This is a genomic window from Kitasatospora sp. NPDC004799 (assembly GCF_040609095.1).
Taxonomy (GTDB): domain Bacteria; phylum Actinomycetota; class Actinomycetes; order Streptomycetales; family Streptomycetaceae; genus Kitasatospora.
In genome coordinates this window covers 1-19,282 of record NZ_JBEXJK010000015.1, presented here as the reverse complement: position 1 = coordinate 19,282, position 19,282 = coordinate 1, and the positions used below count along the sequence as shown (strand labels likewise).

The window sequence follows — 19,282 nt, the reverse complement described above, 5'->3', positions numbered from 1 at the left end:
GTCGGCGGGTATGGGCTTCGATCAGGCGCGGGCGAACCGGATCTTCCTCCCCGGGACGTACGCCGAGGGCGTGCCGTACGACCTGTTCCAGGAGCTGCGGGCGCGGGCACCGGTCTGCTGGGTGGAGGAGCCGCCGGTGGGGGACTGGCCGGCCGGGCCCGGCTACTGGGCGGTGCTGCGGCACGCGGACGTCAAGCACGTGCTGCGCAGCCCGGAACTGTTCTCCTCGCACCTGGGCGCCACCCAGATCCGGGACCCGGACTCCCCGGCGGACCTGGAGTTCGCCCGCGCGATGATGCTCAACCAGGACCCGCCGGACCACTCCCGGCTGCGCCGGATCGTCGCCGCGGCGTTCACCCCGCGCGCCCTGGCGGAGCTGGCCGAGGCGGTCGACGGCCGGGCGCGGGAGCTGGTCGAGGAGGTGCGCCCGGCCGGCCGGGCGGACTTCGTCCGGCTCGCCGCCGACCTGCCGGTGTGGACGCTGGCCCGGGTGATGGGCGTGCCGGAGCAGGACCGGGGGCTGCTGCTGGACTGGGCGAACCGGGTGATCGGGTACCAGGACGCCGACTACGCCCACTCCAGCACCGTCGAGCCGGCCGCGCTCACCGAGCTCGGCCGGGCCGCGCTCGCCCGGCGCCCCACCGCCCGGACCACCCCGGACGGCCGCCCGGTCAACCCCCGCTCCCGCGCCGCGCTTGCGGACATGTTCGCTTACGCCCACGGCCTGGCCCGGCGGCCCGCCCCGGGCGGCCTGCTCGCCCGGACAGTCGAAGCGGGCCTGACGGTCGAGGAGTTCGAGACCATGTTCTTCCTCTTCGCCGTCGCCGGGAACGAGACCGTCCGCAACGGCCTGCCGGGCGGCCTGTACACCCTGCTCCGCCACCCGGAGCAGTACGAACTGCTCCGCGCCGCGCCGGAGTTGGTGCCTTCGGCGGTCGAGGAGATGCTGCGGTACTGGCCGCCGGTGCTGGACTTCCGCCGTACGGCGACGCGGGACGTGGAGCTGGGCGGGCGGGTGATCCGGCGGGGCGACAAGGTGGTGGTCCACCACGCCTCCGCCAACCGGGACGGGGCGGTGTTCCCCGAGCCGGACCGCTTCGACATCACCCGCAGCCCGAACGACCACGTCAGCTTCGGCTACGGTCCGCACTTCTGCCTCGGCGCCCAGCTCGCCCGCCTCCAGCTGCGATCGGCGCTCCACCGGGTGGTCGAGCGCCTCCCGGGCCTCGCCCTGGTCCCGGGCGAGCCGCCGAAGCGCCTGGTGTCCAACTTCCAGAACGGCCTCAAGTCGCTGCCGGTCCAGTGGAGTTGATCAACCGTCGGCGAGGAGGGGCGCGCAGGTCCGCGCCGGCGGGGCGATCAGCCGGTGCAGCAGTCCGGGCACAGCCCCCGGTAGGTGACCTCCGCCTGCGACACGGCGAAGCCGAAGCGCTGCTCGGCCGGCAGGTCGGCCAGCGGGTTGCCCCGGGGGTGGACGTCGCGGATCGCGCCGCAGCCCGTGCAGATCAGGTGCTGGTGCGGGTGGTGCGCGTTCGGGTCGTACCGCTTGGCGCGCCCGTCGGTGGACACCTCGATGACCTCACCCAGGGTGACCAGCTCACCGAGCGTGTTGTAGACCGTCGCCCGGGAGATCTCCGGCAGGCGCTCCGCCGCCCGGGCGTGCACCTCGTCGGCGGTCAGGTGCACGTGCTCGCCGTCCAGGACCTCGGCCACGACACGCCGCTGGGAGGTGAGGCGCCAGCCGCGCCCGCGCAGCCGCTCCAGCAGGTCATTCATATCGGTTCACCTATTCAGGTAATGGGGAGGACCGGAGTTTACCAATGCACTTCCGGTGCCCTCCGGATCCCGATCGGATATGAGCTTGGTGTCATTCTTGACTTGGATTCCGTCCATCGTAGGATCGGCTCCGGCGCTAGCCTGGGTAGCAGCAGCACGTGACTCCCGTCGCCGCCGTGCGCAACGGCGAGCAGCGGCACCACGTGGCGCGCTAGGTCCAGACAGCAGCAGTAGGTGCCGTAGGTAGCAGAGAAGACACCGTGATCCGCCTTGTGAGGGAAGGATTCCCATGTCTGACATCCACGATGCAACCGGCGTAGAGGCGAAGGCGGAGGGCTGCCCGGTGAACCACGGGCGGGCGCCGCACCCCACCCAGGGCGGCGGGAACCGCCAGTGGTGGCCGGACCGGCTCAATCTGAAGATCCTCGCGAAGAACCCCGCCGTGGCCAATCCGCTCGGTGCGGACTTCGACTACGCGGAGGCGTTCAAGACCCTGGACCTCCCCGCCGTCAAGCGGGACATCCAGCAGGTCCTGTCGACCTCGAAGGAGTGGTGGCCGGCCGACTTCGGCTACTACGGCCCCTTCATCATCCGGATGGCCTGGCACAGCGCCGGCACCTACCGGATCAGCGACGGCCGCGGCGGCGCCGGCGGCGGCCAGCAGCGCTTCGCCCCGCTGAACAGCTGGCCCGACAACGCCAGCCTGGACAAGGCCCGCCGCCTGCTCTGGCCGGTGAAGAAGAAGTACGGGCGCGCCCTGTCCTGGGCCGACCTGATCATCCTGTCCGGCAACGTGGCCCTGGAGGGCATGGGCTTCCGGACCTTCGGCTTCGGCGGCGGCCGGGTCGACGAGTGGGAGCCGGACGAGGACGTCTACTGGGGCCCCGAGACCACCTGGCTCGGCGACGAGCGCTACACCGGCGACCGCGAGCTGGAGAACCCGCTGGCCGCCGTCCAGATGGGCCTGATCTACGTCAACCCGGAGGGCCCCAACGGCAACCCGGACCCGATCGCCGCCGCCCGCGACATCCGCGAGACCTTCTACCGGATGGCGATGAACGACGAGGAGACCGTCGCGCTGATCGCCGGCGGCCACACCTTCGGCAAGACCCACGGCGCCGGCCCGGCCGACCACGTCGGCCCGGACCCGGAGGCCGCCCCGATGGAGCAGCAGGGCCTCGGCTGGAAGAGCAGCTACGGCACCGGCGTCGGCGGGGACGCCATCACCAGCGGTCTGGAGGGCACCTGGACGCCCACCCCGATCACCTGGGACAACAGCTTCTTCGAGACGCTGTTCGGCTACGAGTGGGAGCTCACCAAGAGCCCGGCCGGCGCGTACCAGTGGAAGCCCAAGGACGGCGGCGGCGAGGGCACCGTCCCGGACGCGCACGACCCGGCCAAGCGGCACGTGCCGATCATGCTCACCACCGACCTGTCGCTGCGCCTCGACCCGGTCTACGAGCCGATCTCCCGGCGCTTCCTGGAGAACCCGGAGGAGTTCGCCGACGCCTTCGCCCGGGCCTGGTACAAGCTGACCCACCGCGACATGGGCCCGGTGGTCCGCTACCTCGGCCCGGAGGTCCCCAGCGAGCACCTGCTCTGGCAGGACCCGCTGCCGGAGGTCACGTACCAGCCGATCGGCGCGGCCGACGTCGCCGACCTCAAGCGGCGGATCGGCGCCACCGGCCTCTCGGTGTCCCAGCTGGTCTCCACCGCCTGGGCGGCCGCCTCCTCCTTCCGCTCCAGCGACAAGCGCGGCGGCGCCAACGGCGGCCGCATCCGGCTCCAGCCGCAGATCGGCTGGGAGGTCAACGAGCCCGACAAGCTGGCCACGGTGCTGCGCGCCCTGGAGGGCGTGCAGCAGGAGTTCAACGCGCAGGCCGGCGACAAGCAGGTCTCGCTCGCGGACCTGGTGGTGCTGGCCGGCGGCGTCGGCATCGAGCAGGCCGCCAGGGCGGCCGGGGTGGCCGTCGAGGTGCCCTTCGCGCCCGGCCGGGTGGACGCGACGCAGGAGCTGACCGACACCGGCTCCTTCGCCGCGCTGGAGCCCAAGGCCGACGGCTTCCGCAACTGGGTCGGCAAGGGCAACCGGCTGCCGGCCGAGTACCTGCTGCTCGACAAGGCCAACCTGCTGGGCGTCAGCGCGCCCGAGCTGACCGTGCTGGTCGGCGGCCTGCGCGTGCTGGGCGCCAACCACGGCGAGTCCGCGCACGGCGTGCTGACCGACACCCCCGGCGTGCTGACGAACGACTACTTCGTCAACCTGCTGGACCTGGGCACCAGTTGGAAGGCCACCTCGGAGGACGCCCACACCTTCGAGGGCCGGGACGAGTCGGGCCGGGTGCGGTGGACCGGCACCCGCGCGGACCTGGTCTTCGGCTCGAACGCCGAACTGCGGGCCGTCGCCGAGGTGTACGCGAGCGACGACGCCAAGGAGAAGTTCGTCGAGGACTTCGTCGCGGCCTGGGTCAAGGTCATGAACGCGGACCGCTTCGACCTGGTCTGACCGGCACCCGCTGACGACGGGAGCCCGGGGGTTTCGCCGCCCCCGGGCTCCCGTCCGTCCGTTCGGGTCCCCCCGGCTCAGGCGTCCTCGTCCGGCTTCCGCTCCTCGGCGTTCTGCTCCTCGGCGTTCTGCTCCTCGGCCTTCTGTTCCGCCGCCCGGACCTGTTCGGTGAAGGCGTGCTCGTCGATCCGCTCGACCGTCGCCCCGTGCCGGGCGGCCAGCTCGTCCGCCGGCGCGGGCGAGGCCTCCCGCACCTCCAGCGCGAGCAGCGCCCCGCCGTCCGGTACCCGGGGCGAGAGCACGATCAGCGCGGCACCGGCCTCGGTCGCGTAGTGCTCCTCGGCCGCGCTGCCCAGCGCCGCGCCCGCCGCGAAGCCGAGGAAGGCGCCCACCGGCCCGCCCAGCAGCCCCACCAGGCCGCCCAGCAGCCCCGAGCCGACGGTCGCCACGCCCGCGCCCCGGCCGAAGGTGTCCTTCGCCTCCAGCAGGCCGTCGGTGCTGCGCTCCAGAGCCGCCGCGAACCGCAGGCCCGGCAGCCGCTGCGCCTCCTCGAAGGCCGGGTGCCAGGCCTCGGCGTCGGAGAAGGTCAGCAGGACGACGTTGTGCTGGTCGCTCATGGCGCTCCGATCGGGCCGGGGCCGCTGGTGGCCGGGCTTCCATCGTGGCCCCCGGTACGGGCCGCTGCCACCGCGGCACCCCTCCGCGCGGCCATGCCTCGGCGCGGTCCGTCCGCAGCGCGGCCATGCCTCGGCGCGGTCCGGCCCTACGGGCGGTTGAAGACCGGTCCGAGGTCCGGCAGGACGGGCTCGGGCAGGCTGTCCCGCTGATCATCCGATCGCATGGAGACCGGTCCGCCGCAGCCGTGCCGGGAATCGAACATCACGGACCTCCACGGTGATCGACTGCCACCAACTCGCCGTCCCCGACACGGATTTGCCCGGATCGAGTGAGACCGCCCGGGACACGCCGGTCGGCCCCGCGGACCGCTGCCAGGATCGGGGTCCGCACCGGCAGACCGCCCCTCGCAGCGTGCCCCCCCGGCACCGCTGCCACCCCACCACGCCCACCCGGCGCTCAGGGCTGCCCGCGTGCGGATCCGCCGCGGCCTCCGGCCGCCCTACCAGGGAGGTACACCGTGTCCCAGCAGGTCGTGGAACCCGAGGAACCCGCAGCCGAGCCGGCCGGTACCGAGCACGACGAGGAGCTGCGCCTGCGCTTCCCCGGCGACCGCCGCGCCCGGGCCGGCGCCGCGATGTCGGCGAGCGCCATGCTGCGCCGCCTGCCGCACCTGGTGCGCCGGGCGATGACCCTGGCCTGGGCGGCGGACCGCACGTCCACCGTGCTGCTGCTGGTCTGCCAGGCGCTGGCCGGCGTGGCCGGAGCGCTCGCGCTGTACGCCACCACCGGCACCCTGGGCGCGCTGCTGGTGCCCGGCCCGGTCACCGAGCACCTGCGCACCGCCGCCCCCTCGCTGCTGCTGCTGACCGTCTCGGCCGCCCTGCGCGCCGTCCTGGGCATCGCCGTGGTCGGCCTGTCCGGGCGGGTCTCGCCGCGGATCACCCGGGAGGCGGAGCTGGCGCTGATCGCCGCCGGGTGCGCCGCCGAGCTGAAGGCCTACGACGAGCCCGCGTACAACGAGCAGTGGGAGGCCGCCGACCGGGGCGCCTCGACCACGCCCGACCTGCTCTCCAACGCCCAGGACGTGATCGCCTCCACCGTCTCGCTGGCCGCCGCCGCGGGCGTCCTGGCCACCCTCCACCCCTGGCTGGTGCCACTGCTGCTGCTCGGCTCGGTGCCGACCGGCGTCGGCGCCGTCCGCACCGCCCGGATCCACTACCTGGCCGCGGTGACCACCAACGAGGACCGCGGGGCGCTGCGCGTCTACCGCTGGTTCCTGATCGACAAGACCCGGGCCGACCAGGTCCGTTCGGACCAGGTCACGCCCTTCCTGATGGCCAAGTACCGGCGCGCCGAGGAGAAGATCGTCGCGGCCACCGACCGGGCGACCCGGGAGGCCGCCAGGGTCTCGCTGCTGGCCGCGCTCGGCACCGGCGCGGGCAGCGCGCTGATCTGGGGCACCCTGCTCTACCTGGTCGCCAGCGGCCGGATCGACCTGGCCGCCGCCGGCACCGCCACCTTCGCGCTGCGCACCGCCGCCACCGGCCTGCACGGCCTGGTCGGCAACGGTGCCCGGCTGTACCGGATGGGCCTCTACCTGGACGACTACTTCACCTTCCTGGACGAGGCCGGCGGCCACCGCATCCGGCGCGGCGGCCGGGTCCCGGCCGCCCCGCGGACGGTCGAGGTGACCGACCTGGTCCACCGCTACCCGGGCGAGCAGCAGGAGCCGGCCCTGCGCGGGGTCAGCATGACCCTGCGGGCCGGGGAGGTGGTCGCCGTCATCGGGCAGAACGGCAGCGGCAAGTCGACCCTGCTGAAGCTGCTCTCCGGGCTGTACCTGCCGCAGTCCGGCCGGATCACCTGGGACGGCGTCCCGGTGGAGGAGCTGGACGCGGACGCCCTGTGGGCCCGGGTGGCCCGGGTGCCGCAGGAGTTCGCCCGCTGGCCGCTGGGCGCCGCCGAGAACGTCCACCTGGGGCACCTCACCGAGCGGGCGATGGCGGACGTCGAGCACGCGGCGGCCCGTACCGGCTTCGACGAGGTGGTCGCCCGGCTGCGCTCGGGGTGGCGCACCCTGCTGGCCCAAGGCTGGTGGGGCGGTGCCGAGTTGTCCGGCGGCGGGTGGCAGCGCGCGGCGGTGGCCCGGGCGCTCTACCGCACGGAGCGCAGCCCCGGCCTGCTGATCCTGGACGAGCCGACCTCCGACCTGGACCCGCGTGCCGAGCACCGGATCCTGCACGCGCTGCGCGAGCTCGCCCCGGGGCGGATCACCCTGCTGGTCACCCACAACATCGCCAACGCGGCGGTGGCGGACCGGGTGCTGGTGATGGACCGGGGCCGGATCGTCCAGTCGGGGACGTGGTCCGAGCTGGCGGCCCGGCCGGACGGGCTGTTCCGTGAGCTGCTGGACCTCCAGCGGGACCGCGCGGTGCCGGCCCAGCGGACGGCCGCGGGGGAGTCGTGATCCGTCCGGTCGTCCGGCGGCGGTCCGTCCGGTGGCGGTCCGTTCGCCGCCGGCCTGTTCGCCGGCGGTCCGTCAGGCCTGGGCGCGGGACGCGCCGCGCAGCCGGCGCCAGGTGCGGCTGAGGGAGGCGGGCCCGGTGCGTCCGGTGGCGGGCGCGCCGGGCTCCCAGGCCCTGGCCGCTGCGGCGAGGGTCTCCGAGCTCTCCGGGCTCGCCGGACTCTCCGGGGCGATCGGTGGGCGGGCGCGGGCGGCGCGCAGCAGGTCCTCCGGCCCGAGGGCGGCGAGCCTCGCCCGGGCGTGCTCCAGCAGGGCGGCGCAGGCGTCGGTGATCGCGGCCTCGCCGAGCGGCCGGGCGGGGAGGCCGAGGCCCTCGGTCAACTGCCGCTCCAGGGCGGCGCGCAGGTCCTGGACGGAGAGGTCGCGGACGGTCAGCGACAGGTGGGCGGACAGCCCTCCGGCGCCGACCGCGCGGTGCGCGAAGCCGCGCGGAACGTAGAGCACGCCGCCGGGTTCGAGCACGCCGTGCAGGCGCAGCGGGGAGCGCTCGTCGTCCGGGAGTTCGCCGAGCCGCCAGTCGGCCTCCGTCGGCGCGTCGTGGACGTACCAGGTCTTGCGCCCGGCGGCCTGGAGGACGAACACGTCGGCGTCGTCGCGGTGCACCGCGAGGCCCTGGCCGCCGGCCGGGGTGACGAAGAAGAAGGCCTCCACCGGCCGGTCGAGCTCCTCGGTCAGCCGGGCCACCAGGTCGCCGGTCGGGCGGTGCCACTGGTCGACGCGGCGCAGCAGCAGCGTCGCCCCGCCGCGGAGCAGGGCGAGCACCTTCGCGCGGTCGGCGAAGCCGTGGTGGGTGACGCCGTTGACCACGCGCGGGGTGGTGAAGGCCTCGGGCGGGATGGTGACCTTGTCGGAGCGGACCAGCTCCAGGTAGGGGGTGCGCAGCAGCCCGCCGTCGAAGGCGGCGTCCAGCTCGTCGAGGTCGAACGGCGGGGCGGGGGCCGCCGCGCCCTGGCGGGGGAAGAGCGCGGGCTCGCGCTGCCACTGGCGGCCGGTGAAGCTCCGGACGTCGCCGACCCAGTCGGCCAGTGTGGGCGATTCCATGGTGTAGTCCCGTGGTGTGTCAGGGGAGTGGCCCGGGGGCGCGGGGGGCGGTCCCGACGGCAGGCCGTCGGGTGTCAGGCCCCGATCCGCGCCTCGAACCGTACGGAGAGCAGGGAGCGCAGCGGCACCTCGGCCTGCGGCTGCGGGGTGTGGACGGCCAGCCTGTGCTCCAGTGCGACGCTCAGCATCCGTTCGGCCAGCGGGACGACCAGGTGCTTGGCCCAGCAGCGGGCGCCGTCGAAGCCGAAGGGCATGAACCCGGGCGCCTTCTCCGGGTCCGCGACGCCGTCCCACCGTTCGGGGCGGAACTCCAGCGGGTCCGGCCAGTAGTCGGGGTGGCGGTGCATCAGCAGCGGGAAGAGCGCGACGTCGTCCTCCGGCCGGATCTCCGGGTGCAGCTCGGTGTACGCCGCGCCGCCGTTGCGGTACAGCATCCAGGCCGGCGGGAGCAGCCGCAGCGTCTCCCAGAGGACGGCGGTGAGGTCCGGCCGGCTCTCCGGCCGGTCCCGCTCCGGGCCCAGGAGCCACAGGGCGTTGCCGGTCAGCGCGGCCACGCCGTCGCAGAGGGTGGCCGCCGCCCGCCGGTACATCGCGATCGCCTGCTTGCGCTCCAGCGGGTCGCCGGCGTCGCGGATCAGCCCGGCCAGCGCGGTGCGTCCGTCCCGGTCGGCGGAGCCGGGCCAGACGGTGACGGCGCGGTCGACGAGCCGGGAGAGGGTGTCGGAGCGGGTGACGCCGCGCTTCGACAGCAGCGAGACCGGCAGCGGGTCGGCGGAGAACAGCCAGCGGCGCAGGTAGGAGGTGCCCGCGTAGGGCCAGGGGCCGGCCATCGCGCGCGCCGGGGGCGGTGGCCGGCGGACTCCCGCCGTGGCGTCCTGCCCCAGCGCCCGGATCGTCCGGGTCGCGCTGTCGTGCGGGATGTCGGCGCCGGCGGCGGGTTTGTAGACCGAGCGCTCGGTGGAAAGGACCGGACGGGCCGCGACGATTTCGGCCATGAGCCGGGAGTCCGCGACGCCGACCTTGGCCGGGTCGATCCGGAACACCTTCTCGGTCCTGGCCAGCAGGTCCTGAATCCTCGGGGCGAACGCGATGGAATGGCTGGGTGCGGTCGCCGTCGCCATTTCTTCCACGGGAATCTGACCTCCATTTCGAAATGGCCGGGAAATGCGTTCGGCGCGGCCTGCGGAGTGGTTCCGGAAGCGCCGCGGCGCCGGCGGGGGCGCGGCCGACCCGGGCCCCCGCCAGCGGCTGACCACGTCAGATGACGTGCAGCACCCACGCGTGGTTCGCGAGGTCCTCGTCCTTCTTGAACTTCTTGACGAGCGCCTTGATCATCTTCATGACTACTCTCCATTTCTGGGATCGCGGGCGCGGCGGAAATGCCGCACCCGGGCCGTCAGAGATATCCGGCATTCCGTTGCGGGCTGCCGAACGGGTTCATCTGTTCATGGACCCTAACCGAAACTTCGCCGCTCGGACACCCCTTCGGCAGAGAAGTATGCGATCTCTGCGCAGTGTTAACAGGCTATTCGGTGGTCGAATCGTTATAACCTTTCGGAAAGCACGGTGGGGGCGCGGAACGGGAACGCGAAAGGGCCCCGCGGCTTCGCGGGGCCCTGCTGCGCGTACGGCGCGGCCGTTCCGGTCGATCCGGGTCCGTCAGTTGTAGCTGGTGGTGACGGTGACGCCGCCGAAGCCCTGCTGGGCGTAGAGGCTGAAGAAGACGTAGCCGGCCGGCGGGTTGGTGATGGTGAGGGTCTCACCGTTGCCGCCGGCGGTGGACTTGGCCAGGTACGAGCCGGTGGTGGCCCAGGAGCCGCCGTTGTAGTAGAGGTCGGCGTTGCCGGTGCCGCCGCTCGTGGTGACGGTCAGCTGCTTCACGCCGGCCGGCAGGTTCAGGTAGCTGTAGCTGTAGTTCCCGGTGGTGGCGGCGACGCCGTCCCGGCGGCAGTCCTTGTCGTACTGCCGGGTGTCGGCGGCGGTGCAGAGCGGGGCCTTGGGCTGCTCGGTCGTGGGCAGCGAGCCGCAGTTGTCGGCGGCGCAGGCCTTCAGCCAGGTGGCGAAGTCGGCGTCGTAGCGGGTGCCGATGGTGGTCTTCAGCAGGGTGCGGGCGCCGTTCCAGTCACCGGCGCGGTACTTGGCGAGCAGCGCGGTGACGTCGTCCGGGTGCGACTGGAGCATGTAACGGACGGCCAGGTAGCCCCAGTTGTAGATGCGGGTGGAGTCCGCGTTGTCGTAGGTGGTGTCGAACAGGGTGCTCAGCGCGTAGGTGCCCTTGCCGGCCTGGGCGACGGCGGCGTCGTAGTGCTCGCCGCGGTAGCTGTAGGAGACGTACTCGGCGAGGCCCTCGACCCACCAGATGGTCGGGGTGGTCATGCCGGCCTCGAAGTCGCCGTACATGTCGTAGCGGCCGTCGAGGTAGTGGGTGTACTCGTGGTTGAGGTTCCAGATCTGGAACTGGGGGCGCAGCCAGGAGGCCTCGTGGGCGATGAAGCGGGCCTGGTTGCCGGCCTTGCTCGGGTCGCCCTCCTCGTACATGCCGCCGTTGTCGACGTCGATCTTGTACATCTCCCAGGCGTACAGGCTGTAGTTGTAGTAGTCGTCGAAGGCGACGACCTCCAGGGCGGTGTTGTTGTCGTTGGCGACCGGGCCGCCGTCCTTGACGATCCGGTGGAAGAACGCGTCCTGGTTGACCAGGCTGGTGCAGGTGTCGGCGAGCTGCTGCGCGGTCATCTCCTGGGCGCGGATGCGCAGGTTGGCGTTGCAGGTGTGGTCGACGGGGAGCACCAGCGGGACGAGCTTGGCCGGGACGTCGCAGGTGCCGTAGAAGGAGCAGTTGCCGGCGTCCTTCTTCTCCGTGAACCAGAGCAGGTTCATGGTGAGCGGACCGGTCCTGCCGACCAGCGGGTAGCGGTTGATCAGGTCCTTGAGGATCGGCCGGCCCTGGGCGCGCAGCGCGTCGTTGGCGACCAGGTTGCCGAGCTGGATGCCGACCTTGGTGACGACGTCGCCGCCGTCGATCAGGCCGCTGTTGCGGGTGACGAAGGACTGCACGGTGGTGGCGAAGGTCGGGTCGGCCTGGAGGGCGGAGACGAACTCCGGCAGGTCGAAGCCGCGCTCGATGACCGTCTCGGTGTTGGCGACCGCGGTGGTCATCTGGGCCGGCCAGCTGCCGGTGTAGTCGTTCAGCAGCCGCTTGACCACGCCGGTGTAGCGGGCGTTCTCCTGGGCGCTGTCGATCAGGGTGACGGCCTCGGCGAGGGTGGCGCCGTTGGCGTCGCTGATGTCCCGGGTGCGCGGGGCTGCGTAGAAGGCGTCCAGCGCGCCGCGGACGGCGGCCTTGAGGCTGTCGCCGTACGGGCCGACGGCGTCCTTGTGGTACCACTGCACGTAGTAGCCGGCCCGCAGGAAGAGCACCAACTGGCCGACGGAGGTGGAGTTGTCGCCGGGGTAGGTGGCGGCGGTGTCGCGCAGGGCGTTGGCGACGGTGACCATCTGGGCCTCGTTGAAGGCGCCCTTGGCGTCGTTGCCGGTGAGCTGGAACAGCGTGTTGACGCAGTCGAGCCCGGCCGACTTGACCTGCTGGACCAGCGCGGCGCCGGACTTGCCGGTGAAGGCGGAGACGTCGCAGGCGGCCGTGAGGGACTGCGCGGCGGGGGCGGCGCCGACGGAGCTGCCCGCCGTCGGGGCGGTCGCCTTGGCCCGCGGGTCCGAGGCGAGCGGGCGGGCGTCCTCGGGGGTGTCGGGGGACTTGGGCACCGGGATGGTGCGCGGTGCGGTGGGCTTGCCGACGGCGGCCGGGGTGGCCGAGCTCGTGGGCTTCTCGGTGGGGGCGGCGGGGGTGCCGGTGGCGGCCTGTGCCGCCGGTGCGAACAGGCCGAGCGAGAGCAGGAGGGCGGTGCCGAGCGCTGGGAGTCTGCGCATCTGTGGGGGCCTCCGGGGCCGTGAGGGTGGGGGTGGCCGTGCTGCGTGGGGCGCACGGGCCTTGCTGTGTGACATGTAAAATGGCACAACGGGGAACGCGGAGGGAAGACCCGGGGACGGATTGCCGGCGGGCGAGACCGAAACGTTGTCAGGTTCGCGTGGACGGCCGGGGGTTGTGCGTGCGTCGCGGTCAGGTCCGTACGGGCGTCAGGTCCGTACGAGTGCCCGGTCCGTACGAGTGCCAGGTCCGTACGGGCGTCAGGTCCGCACGAGCGCCCGGGGGGTGAGCGCCGCGAACTCCAGCGGCGCCGACGGATCCACCGACAGGTCCGCCGGGGCCGGCTCCGCGCCCGAGCGCACCAGCAGGTCCCCGACCGCCGCCACCATTGCGCCGTTGTCCGTGCACAGCCGTAGCGGTGGCACCCGCAGCGCGATCCCGGCCGCCGTGCACCGCTGCTCGGCCAGCGCCCGCACCCGGGAGTTGGCCGCGACCCCGCCGACCAGCACCAGGGTGCCGATCCCGTGGTCGAGGCAGGCCCGCACCGCCTTGCGGGTCAGCACGTCCGCGATCGCCTCCTGCAGCGCGGCCGCCGCGTCCGGCACCCGGGGCTCGCGCTGCGCCTCGACCCAGCGCGCGGCGGCGGTCTTCAGGCCGGAGAAGGAGAACGCGTACGGGTCGTCCCGCGGCCCGGTCAGCGGGCGCGGCAGCCGGACGGCCGTCGGGTCGCCCCCGCGCGCGGCGCGGTCGATCGCCGGGCCGCCCGGGTAGGGGAGCCCCAGGATCCGGGCGACCTTGTCGAAGCACTCGCCGGCCGCGTCGTCCAGGGTGTCGCCGAGGTGGACGATCGGGTCCCGGGCCAGGTCGCGCACCAGCAGCAGTGAGGTGTGGCCGCCGGAGACGATGAGCACCACGCAGGGGTCGGGCAGCGGGCCGCCGTCCAGGGCGGCGGCGACGACGTGCCCGGCGAGGTGGTGCACGCCGTACAGCGGGACGCCCAGCGAGAAGGCGTACCCCTTGGCGGCGGCCACGCCCACCTGCAGCGCCCCGGCCAGTCCCGGACCGGTCGTCACCGCGACCGCGCCGACGTCCGCCAGGGTGAGCCCGGCGCGGTCCAGCGCCTCCCGGACCACCGGCGCCATCGCGTGGACGTGCGCCCGAGCGGCGATCTCCGGCACCACCCCGCCGTAGCGGGCGTGCTCGTCCATCGACGAGGCCACCGCCTGCCCGAGCAGCACGCCGTCGCGCACCAGGCCCGCGCCGGTCTCGTCGCAGGAGGACTCGATGCCCAGCACCACCGGCGACCCTGTCACAGTCACTCACCCTCATCGGTCATTACGCAGGACGGTGACCATTGTGCCCGACGGTGCGTGAGGAATAAGCAGGAGCCCATGCTTCGTTCCTGCAACTGATACGCAATAGTGTTGTCCCGGCACGATCACCGCACCACCACCACGTTCAACCCGCCGAAAGGGGCCGTGTCCTGGTGACTCCACCCACGACTGGTGCCGTGGGCTTCCCACGTCCATGGCTAGGCCACGGCGCAGCGGGCCAGCCCGGCCCTCTTGAGGACGTTCTGTGCGCCGACGTGGTCCGCGTTCGCGGTGAGGCCGCACGCCGTGCATTGGAATCTCGCCTGGCTGATGCGGTTCTCCTTCGCGACGTGCCCGCAGGCGGGGCAGGTGCGGGAGGTGTTGCGAGCATCCACCGGAACCACCTGGCGACCGGCGCTCTCAGCCTTGTTCGCCAGGATGCTCAGGAAGACGCCCCAACCCGCGTCGAGGATCGCCGCGTTCAGTCCGGCCTTGGCGGCCGCGCCGTTCGGGAGAAAGGTGCCGGGGCGTCCGGGGTCGGTCTTGGGTGCGGGGGACCTCGTCAGACCCGTTGTGTTCAGCTGTTCATGAGCGATCACGTCGTAGGTGCGGACCAGTGCAAGGGCGACCTTGTGGTGGTGATCGAGGCGTTGACGCCGAATCCGGGCATGCAGTCCAGCTACCTTCCGCGCTGCTGCGCGGTGCTTCTTGCTTCGGCGATCGGTGCGTGCGGGGAATGTGGCGAGGTGCCGCTGGGCCTGGGCGATCTCCTCGGCGGCTCCCTGCAGGAAACGCGGGTTCGCGATGTGCTCACCGTTGCTGAGGGTGAGGAAATGGGCGACGCCCAGGTCGATGCCCGCCACGGCGCCGACTGCGGGGAGCGGCTCGGTCGGAATGCCGTCACAGGCGAGGACCACGTACCAGCGGCGGCCTTCGCGCTTGACGGAGACCGTCTTGACCCGGCCGCGCACACGTCGGTGCTGGTGCACGCGAACGTGCCCGACGCCCTGGAACCGGACCCGGGTGTCGGTGAGGTGCGGAGCACTGTCCCACCGGCAGCCATCACCGTCCCGAGGAAAGACGACGGTGTCGAAGCGCCCTGTGCCCTTGAAGCGGGGGTAACCGGGCGTTTGGCCGGCTTTGACGCGACGGAAGAACGCCCGCATGGCCCGATCCAGACGGCGGAGCGTGGCCTGCTGGCTGGAGAACGACCAGCGGCCCTGCCGCTCGGGGTCGAACGTGCGGATGGCCCTGAGCTGTGCCGACTGGTCGCCGTAGGTGACCGTTGTCTTCGAGACGTGCCGCCAGGCGTCACGACGCTCCTGCAGGGCCCCGTTGTACAGCGAACAGTGATCGGCCAGCATCTCGGCGAGCGCCTGCTCTTGGCGCTTCGTGGGCCGCAGCAGGAATTTGTACGCGCGCAGCAACGCGGCCCTCCTCCCCTCGAAACCGAGGAACCGAATGCGTGCAACGTACCGCGGGCCACTGACAACCGTGGCCTCGTTGCTTCTCGGCTCCGCACAGGAGACCTGATTCCCCTTCCGGCCCGTGCCGGTGGCTCTCTCGAAAGAAGGACAAATGGGCACCTACACGCTTCCCGACCTGCCGTACGACTACTCCGCGCTGGAGCAGGCGATGTCGGCCGAGATCCTGGAGCTGCACCACTCCAAGCACCACGCCGCGTACGTCAAGGGCGCCAACGACACCCTGGACCAGCTGGCCGAGGCCCGTGACAAGGAGCAGTTCGGCGGTCTGGTCGGCCTGCAGAAGACCTTCGCGTTCCACCTGTCGGGCCACGTGCTGCACTCGCTGTTCTGGCAGAACCTCTCGCCCGAGGGCGGCGACCGCCCCGAGGGCGAGCTGGCCGACGCCATCACCGAGCACTTCGGCAGCTTCGAGGCCTTCAAGAAGCAGCTCACCACCGCCACCACCGGCGTGCAGGGCTCCGGCTGGGGCATCCTGTCCTGGGAGCCGCTCGGGCAGCGCCTGATCGTCGAGCAGGTCTACGACCACCACGGCAACGTCGGCCAGAACACCACCCCGCTGCTGGCCTTCGACGCGTGGGAGCACGCCTACTACCTGCAGTACCGCAACGTCCGCCCGGACTACGTCACCCGCCTGTGGGACGTCGTCAACTGGCAGGACGTCTCGGACCGCTTCGCGGCCGTCAAGAGCGCCTGATCCGCATCGGGTGACGGAAGGTCCCGGGCCGGTCGGGCGGTCCGGGACCTTCCCCTTGTTCACCTCCCACGGGGGTTTCCCGGGAGGGGAGTTGACCCCGGACACAGCCGATGCACTCCGCCGCAGGCCGGACGCCACCCGCCGTTCGCCTGCCGGTCGCGTGTGCTCCCTACGCTCGCTCGGACCACCGCCGGTGACCGGCCGGCAACGGCCTCCCGGCCCGTCCGCTCCTGAGCGAAAGGGCGCCCGATGGCCCCGCTGGCCCCGCGTCTCTCCCTGGTCGTCCCGGTCTACAACGTCGAGCGCTACCTCCGGGAGTGCCTGGACTCGATCGCGGCGCAGACCTTCGGGGACTTCGAGTGCGTCCTGGTCGACGACGGCTCGACCGACGGCGGCCCGCGCATCGCCGAGGCGTACGCCGAACAGGACCGGCGCTTCCGGCTGGTCCGCCAGGAGAACCAGGGCCTCGGCGCCGCCCGCAACACCGGCTGGCGCCACCTCACCCCCGGCACCGAGTACCTGGCCTTCGTCGACAGCGACGACACCCTGCCGCCGCAGGCCTACCAGCTGATGATCAGCACGCTGGACGGGACCGGCTCCGACTTCGCCGCCGGCAACGCCCTGCGCCTGCGCACCACCGGCCTCAGCCCCTCGCACGCCCACCGCCGCCCGTTCCGGGAGACCCGGCTGCGCACCCACGTCCGCGAACTGCCCGCCCTGGTCACCGACCGCACCGCCTGGAACAAGGTCTACCGGCGCTCCTTCTTCGACGGCGCCGGCCTGCTCTACCCCGAGGGCATCCTCTACGAGGACGCCCCGGTCAGCGTGCCCCACCACTTCCTCGCCGACCGGGTCGACGTGCTCGCCGACCCGGTCTACCACTGGCGGGTGCGCGAGGACGGCGACCTCTCCATCACCCAGAAGAAGACCGACCCGCGCGGCCTGGTCGACCGGGTCCGCTCGATGGAACTCGTCCGCGAGTGGCTGCTGGCCCGCCCCGAACCCGCCTTCGCCGACCACCTGCGCGCCTACGACCGCAACTGCCTGGTCGAGGAGATCCCGATGTTCTTCTGGACCGTCCCGGACGGCGACGGCGCCTACCGCGCCGCCTACCAGCAGCACGTCACCCGCCTCCTCCGGGCCATCGGCCCCGAGGCCCAGGCCGGCCTCAGCCCCCAACTGCGCCTCAAGTACCGCCTCACCCAGGCCGACGCCATGCCCGCCTTCGTCGCCCTCCAGCGCGCCCACCGCCTCGCCCGCCGCACCCGCCAGGCCGTCGGCCGCCGCTGAGCTCGGCCGTGCCGCCCTGCCGAGCGCGGCACCGTCCGGCGGGCCCCGGCGCGGACACGGCAGCGGCCGGCCACCCCTTCGGGGGCGGCCGGCCGGGCGTGCGGTGCGCCTCCCGGGTCAGCCGACCCGGAGCTCGACGACGGCGGTCGGCTTCTGGCCGAGACCCTCGCCGACGTTCGTCGAGGAGTTCGACGGCACGTCGACGCTGGTGCTGGCGCCGTCACTGGTGGTCAGGCGGGCGTGCACCGGGTAGTCGGTGGTCTGGACGATGAAGGTCTGCGGGAGTTCCAGCGAGAGGTACCCGCTGGGGGCGGTGACGCGGAAGCACACGCTGGGGCCGGCCCCGCCGATGACCCGGCTGTACAGCTTGATCTGCGTGGTGGTGTGGCAGTCGGCGACGAGGATGTGCCCGTCGCCGCGCAGCAGCTTGAGCTCGGGGTACGGCGAGGGCCCGGGGTAGCTGAAGTCCTCGACGGCCGGCGGGGCCGTTTCGGCGCCGCCCGACGAGGCGTCGGCGGAGGCGAGCGAAGAGCCGCCGACGGTGGCGGCGGCGACGGCGACGACTGCTGCGGCGGTGCCCCACCGGGTACGAGTCTTCATCGTGAATTTCCTCAATTGGGGTTCCGTCGTCGATTGCGGGCTTTGGTGACGGGACATGTCCGGGTTGGTCCGAACTGTTCCGGAGCCGCTGGGACGGAAGTGTGCGATCAGGTCCGGAGATGCCAAAGACTAGAAGATCGCGCGGGGCTGTGTAAACGGTTCTCCCGGCTCCGCGGCTGGCCGGAAACAGACGGTTGTCGCAGGGAAAATGACGTCCGGCCACGGATTTCCGGCCACCCGTCCGGGCATCCGGCGCAGGGCAAATCGGGCCGCAAGTGAATCGAACGGGGAAAACGTGGCGCCAATTCGAGCCAGCGGTCAGGGCATTGCGGAGGATTTCTCCGAATTCCGTTGAAGCGCCCCCGGTACGCTCGTCGCGCGCCCGGAAGAGGCGTGAACGAAGAAGCAATGAAAAGGGGGCCATGAGTGGACATATCGGTGTTCCTGAAGGGGCGGGGGAGGAGGGCGCGGGGGGCGCCGGGACGCCGGTTGACGGCCCGTCTGCTGCCCCTGGCGCTGGTCGCCGGCCTGCTGGGCAGCGCTCCGGCCTTCGCGGCCGGGACGGCCGATCCCACCACGCCCGCCGTCCCGGTGTCCGACCGGGCGAGAGTGCTGGCGTTCTGGCAGTCGGGCGGGCCGGGCATACGGGCCCTGGCCGAGGCCGCGCTGCTGGGGAGCGACGCCGACGTACGCCGCTTCCTGGATACCGAACAGGCCAATGCGCAGATCAAGGACGACCAGGTCGCGATCGCCCAGATCAACACCCTGGCCGGCCCGGGCGTCCAGGCCGAAGGGCTGAAGGCGCTCCAGGGTACGGCCCAGGACCTGCAGAACTTCCTGAACGGCGGCTACCGAGCCGCTCTGCTGAAGGACCAGCAGGTCCAGGCGGCGCAGCTGAAGAACGGCGCCGGCCAGGGCGTGCGCACGGCCGCGGACGCCGCCCTTCAGGGCTCGGCCGAGGACCTGCGGGTGTTCCTGACCGAGGGCCAGTTCACGGCGCGGGAGTCCGACGACCGGGTCCAGCTGGTTCAGATCCTCAGCGCGGGCGGGCCCAACACCCAGGCCGCGGCCAGGCTGGCGCTCAACGGCTCCATCGACGACGTCCGCGAGTTCCTGCGGGTGGGCCAGCACGTGGCGCGCGCCCGCGACGCCGAGCGCACCACGGTCGAGCAGCTGGTGCAGCAGTCCAAGGACGCCACCGCGGCCGCGTCGCGCGAGAGCGAGTCCGCCAAGACCGCCTCAGCCCAGGCAGTGGGTGCGGCCAAGCAGGCCAAGGAGGCCGCGGCTCGGGCCGCCCAGGAGACCGAACTCGCCGGTGCGGACACCGCCAAGGCCGGCGCCGCCGCCGACAAGGCCGCCGAGGCGGCCAGCCAGGCCGCCACCGCCGCCCAGACCGCCGCGACCGCCGCCCGGTCCGCCACCAGCTCCGCCCGGACCGCCGCCGCGGCCGGCTACGGCGACCTCCCGGGCGAGGGCGCCAAGATGACCCGGCTCAAGGTCGACCTGCCCAA

The 19,282-nt window shown here is 72.7% G+C and carries 14 protein-coding genes; 6 read left to right on the top strand and 8 right to left on the bottom strand.

Annotation, left to right across the window (positions count from 1 at the left end):
- The first annotated feature begins 10 nt into the window (after positions 1-10).
- The gene (locus tag ABZW03_RS03770; protein ID WP_355251670.1) at positions 11-1,312 is read left to right on the top strand and encodes a cytochrome P450; all 1,302 of its coding nucleotides are present in this window, start codon (positions 11-13) and stop codon (positions 1,310-1,312) included.
- 47 nt (positions 1,313-1,359) lie between these two features.
- Here ABZW03_RS03770 and ABZW03_RS03765 read toward each other — a convergent pair whose 3' ends face one another.
- On the bottom strand, positions 1,360-1,776 hold the full coding sequence (locus ABZW03_RS03765; RefSeq protein ID WP_355251667.1) for a Fur family transcriptional regulator: 417 nt from the start codon (positions 1,774-1,776) through the stop codon (positions 1,360-1,362).
- Positions 1,777-2,065: 289 nt separating this feature from the next.
- Here ABZW03_RS03765 and katG point away from each other — a divergent pair, with 289 nt between their 5' ends.
- Positions 2,066-4,282 (top strand): catalase/peroxidase HPI, encoded by a 2,217-nt coding sequence (gene katG, locus ABZW03_RS03760; protein WP_355251664.1) that lies wholly within the window; start codon positions 2,066-2,068, stop codon positions 4,280-4,282.
- Between the two features lie 77 nt (positions 4,283-4,359).
- Here katG and ABZW03_RS03755 read toward each other — a convergent pair whose 3' ends face one another.
- Positions 4,360-4,899 (bottom strand): hypothetical protein, encoded by a 540-nt coding sequence (locus tag ABZW03_RS03755; RefSeq protein ID WP_355251661.1) that lies wholly within the window; start codon positions 4,897-4,899, stop codon positions 4,360-4,362.
- A 518-nt stretch (positions 4,900-5,417) separates the two neighbouring features.
- On the opposite strand from ABZW03_RS03755, the gene ABZW03_RS03750 reads away from it, so the two are divergent.
- Positions 5,418-7,367: an ABC transporter ATP-binding protein gene (locus ABZW03_RS03750; protein ID WP_355251658.1), complete on the top strand. Its 1,950-nt coding sequence runs from the start codon at positions 5,418-5,420 to the stop codon at positions 7,365-7,367.
- Positions 7,368-7,439: 72 nt separating this feature from the next.
- Here ABZW03_RS03750 and ABZW03_RS03745 read toward each other — a convergent pair whose 3' ends face one another.
- From ABZW03_RS03745 to ABZW03_RS03725, 5 genes are all read right to left on the bottom strand, one after another.
- Entirely contained in the window at positions 7,440-8,465 is a 1,026-nt protein-coding gene (locus tag ABZW03_RS03745) for a cupin domain-containing protein (RefSeq protein WP_355251655.1), read from the bottom strand.
- Positions 8,466-8,539: 74 nt separating this feature from the next.
- Positions 8,540-9,586, bottom strand: a complete 1,047-nt coding sequence (locus tag ABZW03_RS03740; RefSeq protein ID WP_355251652.1) for a cytochrome P450 — start codon at positions 9,584-9,586, stop codon at positions 8,540-8,542.
- A 538-nt stretch (positions 9,587-10,124) separates the two neighbouring features.
- Entirely contained in the window at positions 10,125-12,389 is a 2,265-nt protein-coding gene (locus tag ABZW03_RS03735) for a collagenase (protein ID WP_355251649.1), read from the bottom strand.
- A 258-nt stretch (positions 12,390-12,647) separates the two neighbouring features.
- Positions 12,648-13,700: a tRNA (adenosine(37)-N6)-threonylcarbamoyltransferase complex transferase subunit TsaD gene (gene tsaD / locus ABZW03_RS03730; RefSeq protein WP_355251646.1), complete on the bottom strand. Its 1,053-nt coding sequence runs from the start codon at positions 13,698-13,700 to the stop codon at positions 12,648-12,650.
- A 218-nt stretch (positions 13,701-13,918) separates the two neighbouring features.
- Positions 13,919-15,127, bottom strand: coding sequence for a transposase (locus ABZW03_RS03725; protein WP_355251643.1), 1,209 nt, complete (start codon positions 15,125-15,127; stop codon positions 13,919-13,921).
- A 151-nt stretch (positions 15,128-15,278) separates the two neighbouring features.
- Between ABZW03_RS03725 and ABZW03_RS03720 the strand changes: the two genes are divergently transcribed.
- Together ABZW03_RS03720 and ABZW03_RS03715 are read left to right on the top strand one after the other, a co-directional pair.
- Complete coding sequence (locus ABZW03_RS03720) at positions 15,279-15,881, top strand: superoxide dismutase (protein ID WP_355251640.1); 603 nt, start codon at positions 15,279-15,281, stop codon at positions 15,879-15,881.
- Between the two features lie 249 nt (positions 15,882-16,130).
- A complete protein-coding gene (locus tag ABZW03_RS03715) occupies positions 16,131-17,171 on the top strand; it encodes a glycosyltransferase family 2 protein (protein ID WP_355251637.1) in 1,041 nt (346 codons plus the stop codon).
- Between the two features lie 117 nt (positions 17,172-17,288).
- Here the strand turns inward: ABZW03_RS03715 and ABZW03_RS03710 are convergent, their stop codons facing one another.
- Positions 17,289-17,771, bottom strand: a complete 483-nt coding sequence (locus tag ABZW03_RS03710; protein WP_355251634.1) for a hypothetical protein — start codon at positions 17,769-17,771, stop codon at positions 17,289-17,291.
- Positions 17,772-18,260: 489 nt separating this feature from the next.
- Between ABZW03_RS03710 and ABZW03_RS03705 the strand changes: the two genes are divergently transcribed.
- Positions 18,261-19,282: ALF repeat-containing protein (locus ABZW03_RS03705; RefSeq protein ID WP_355251631.1), on the top strand; the 1,022-nt coding region annotated here is incomplete at its 3' end.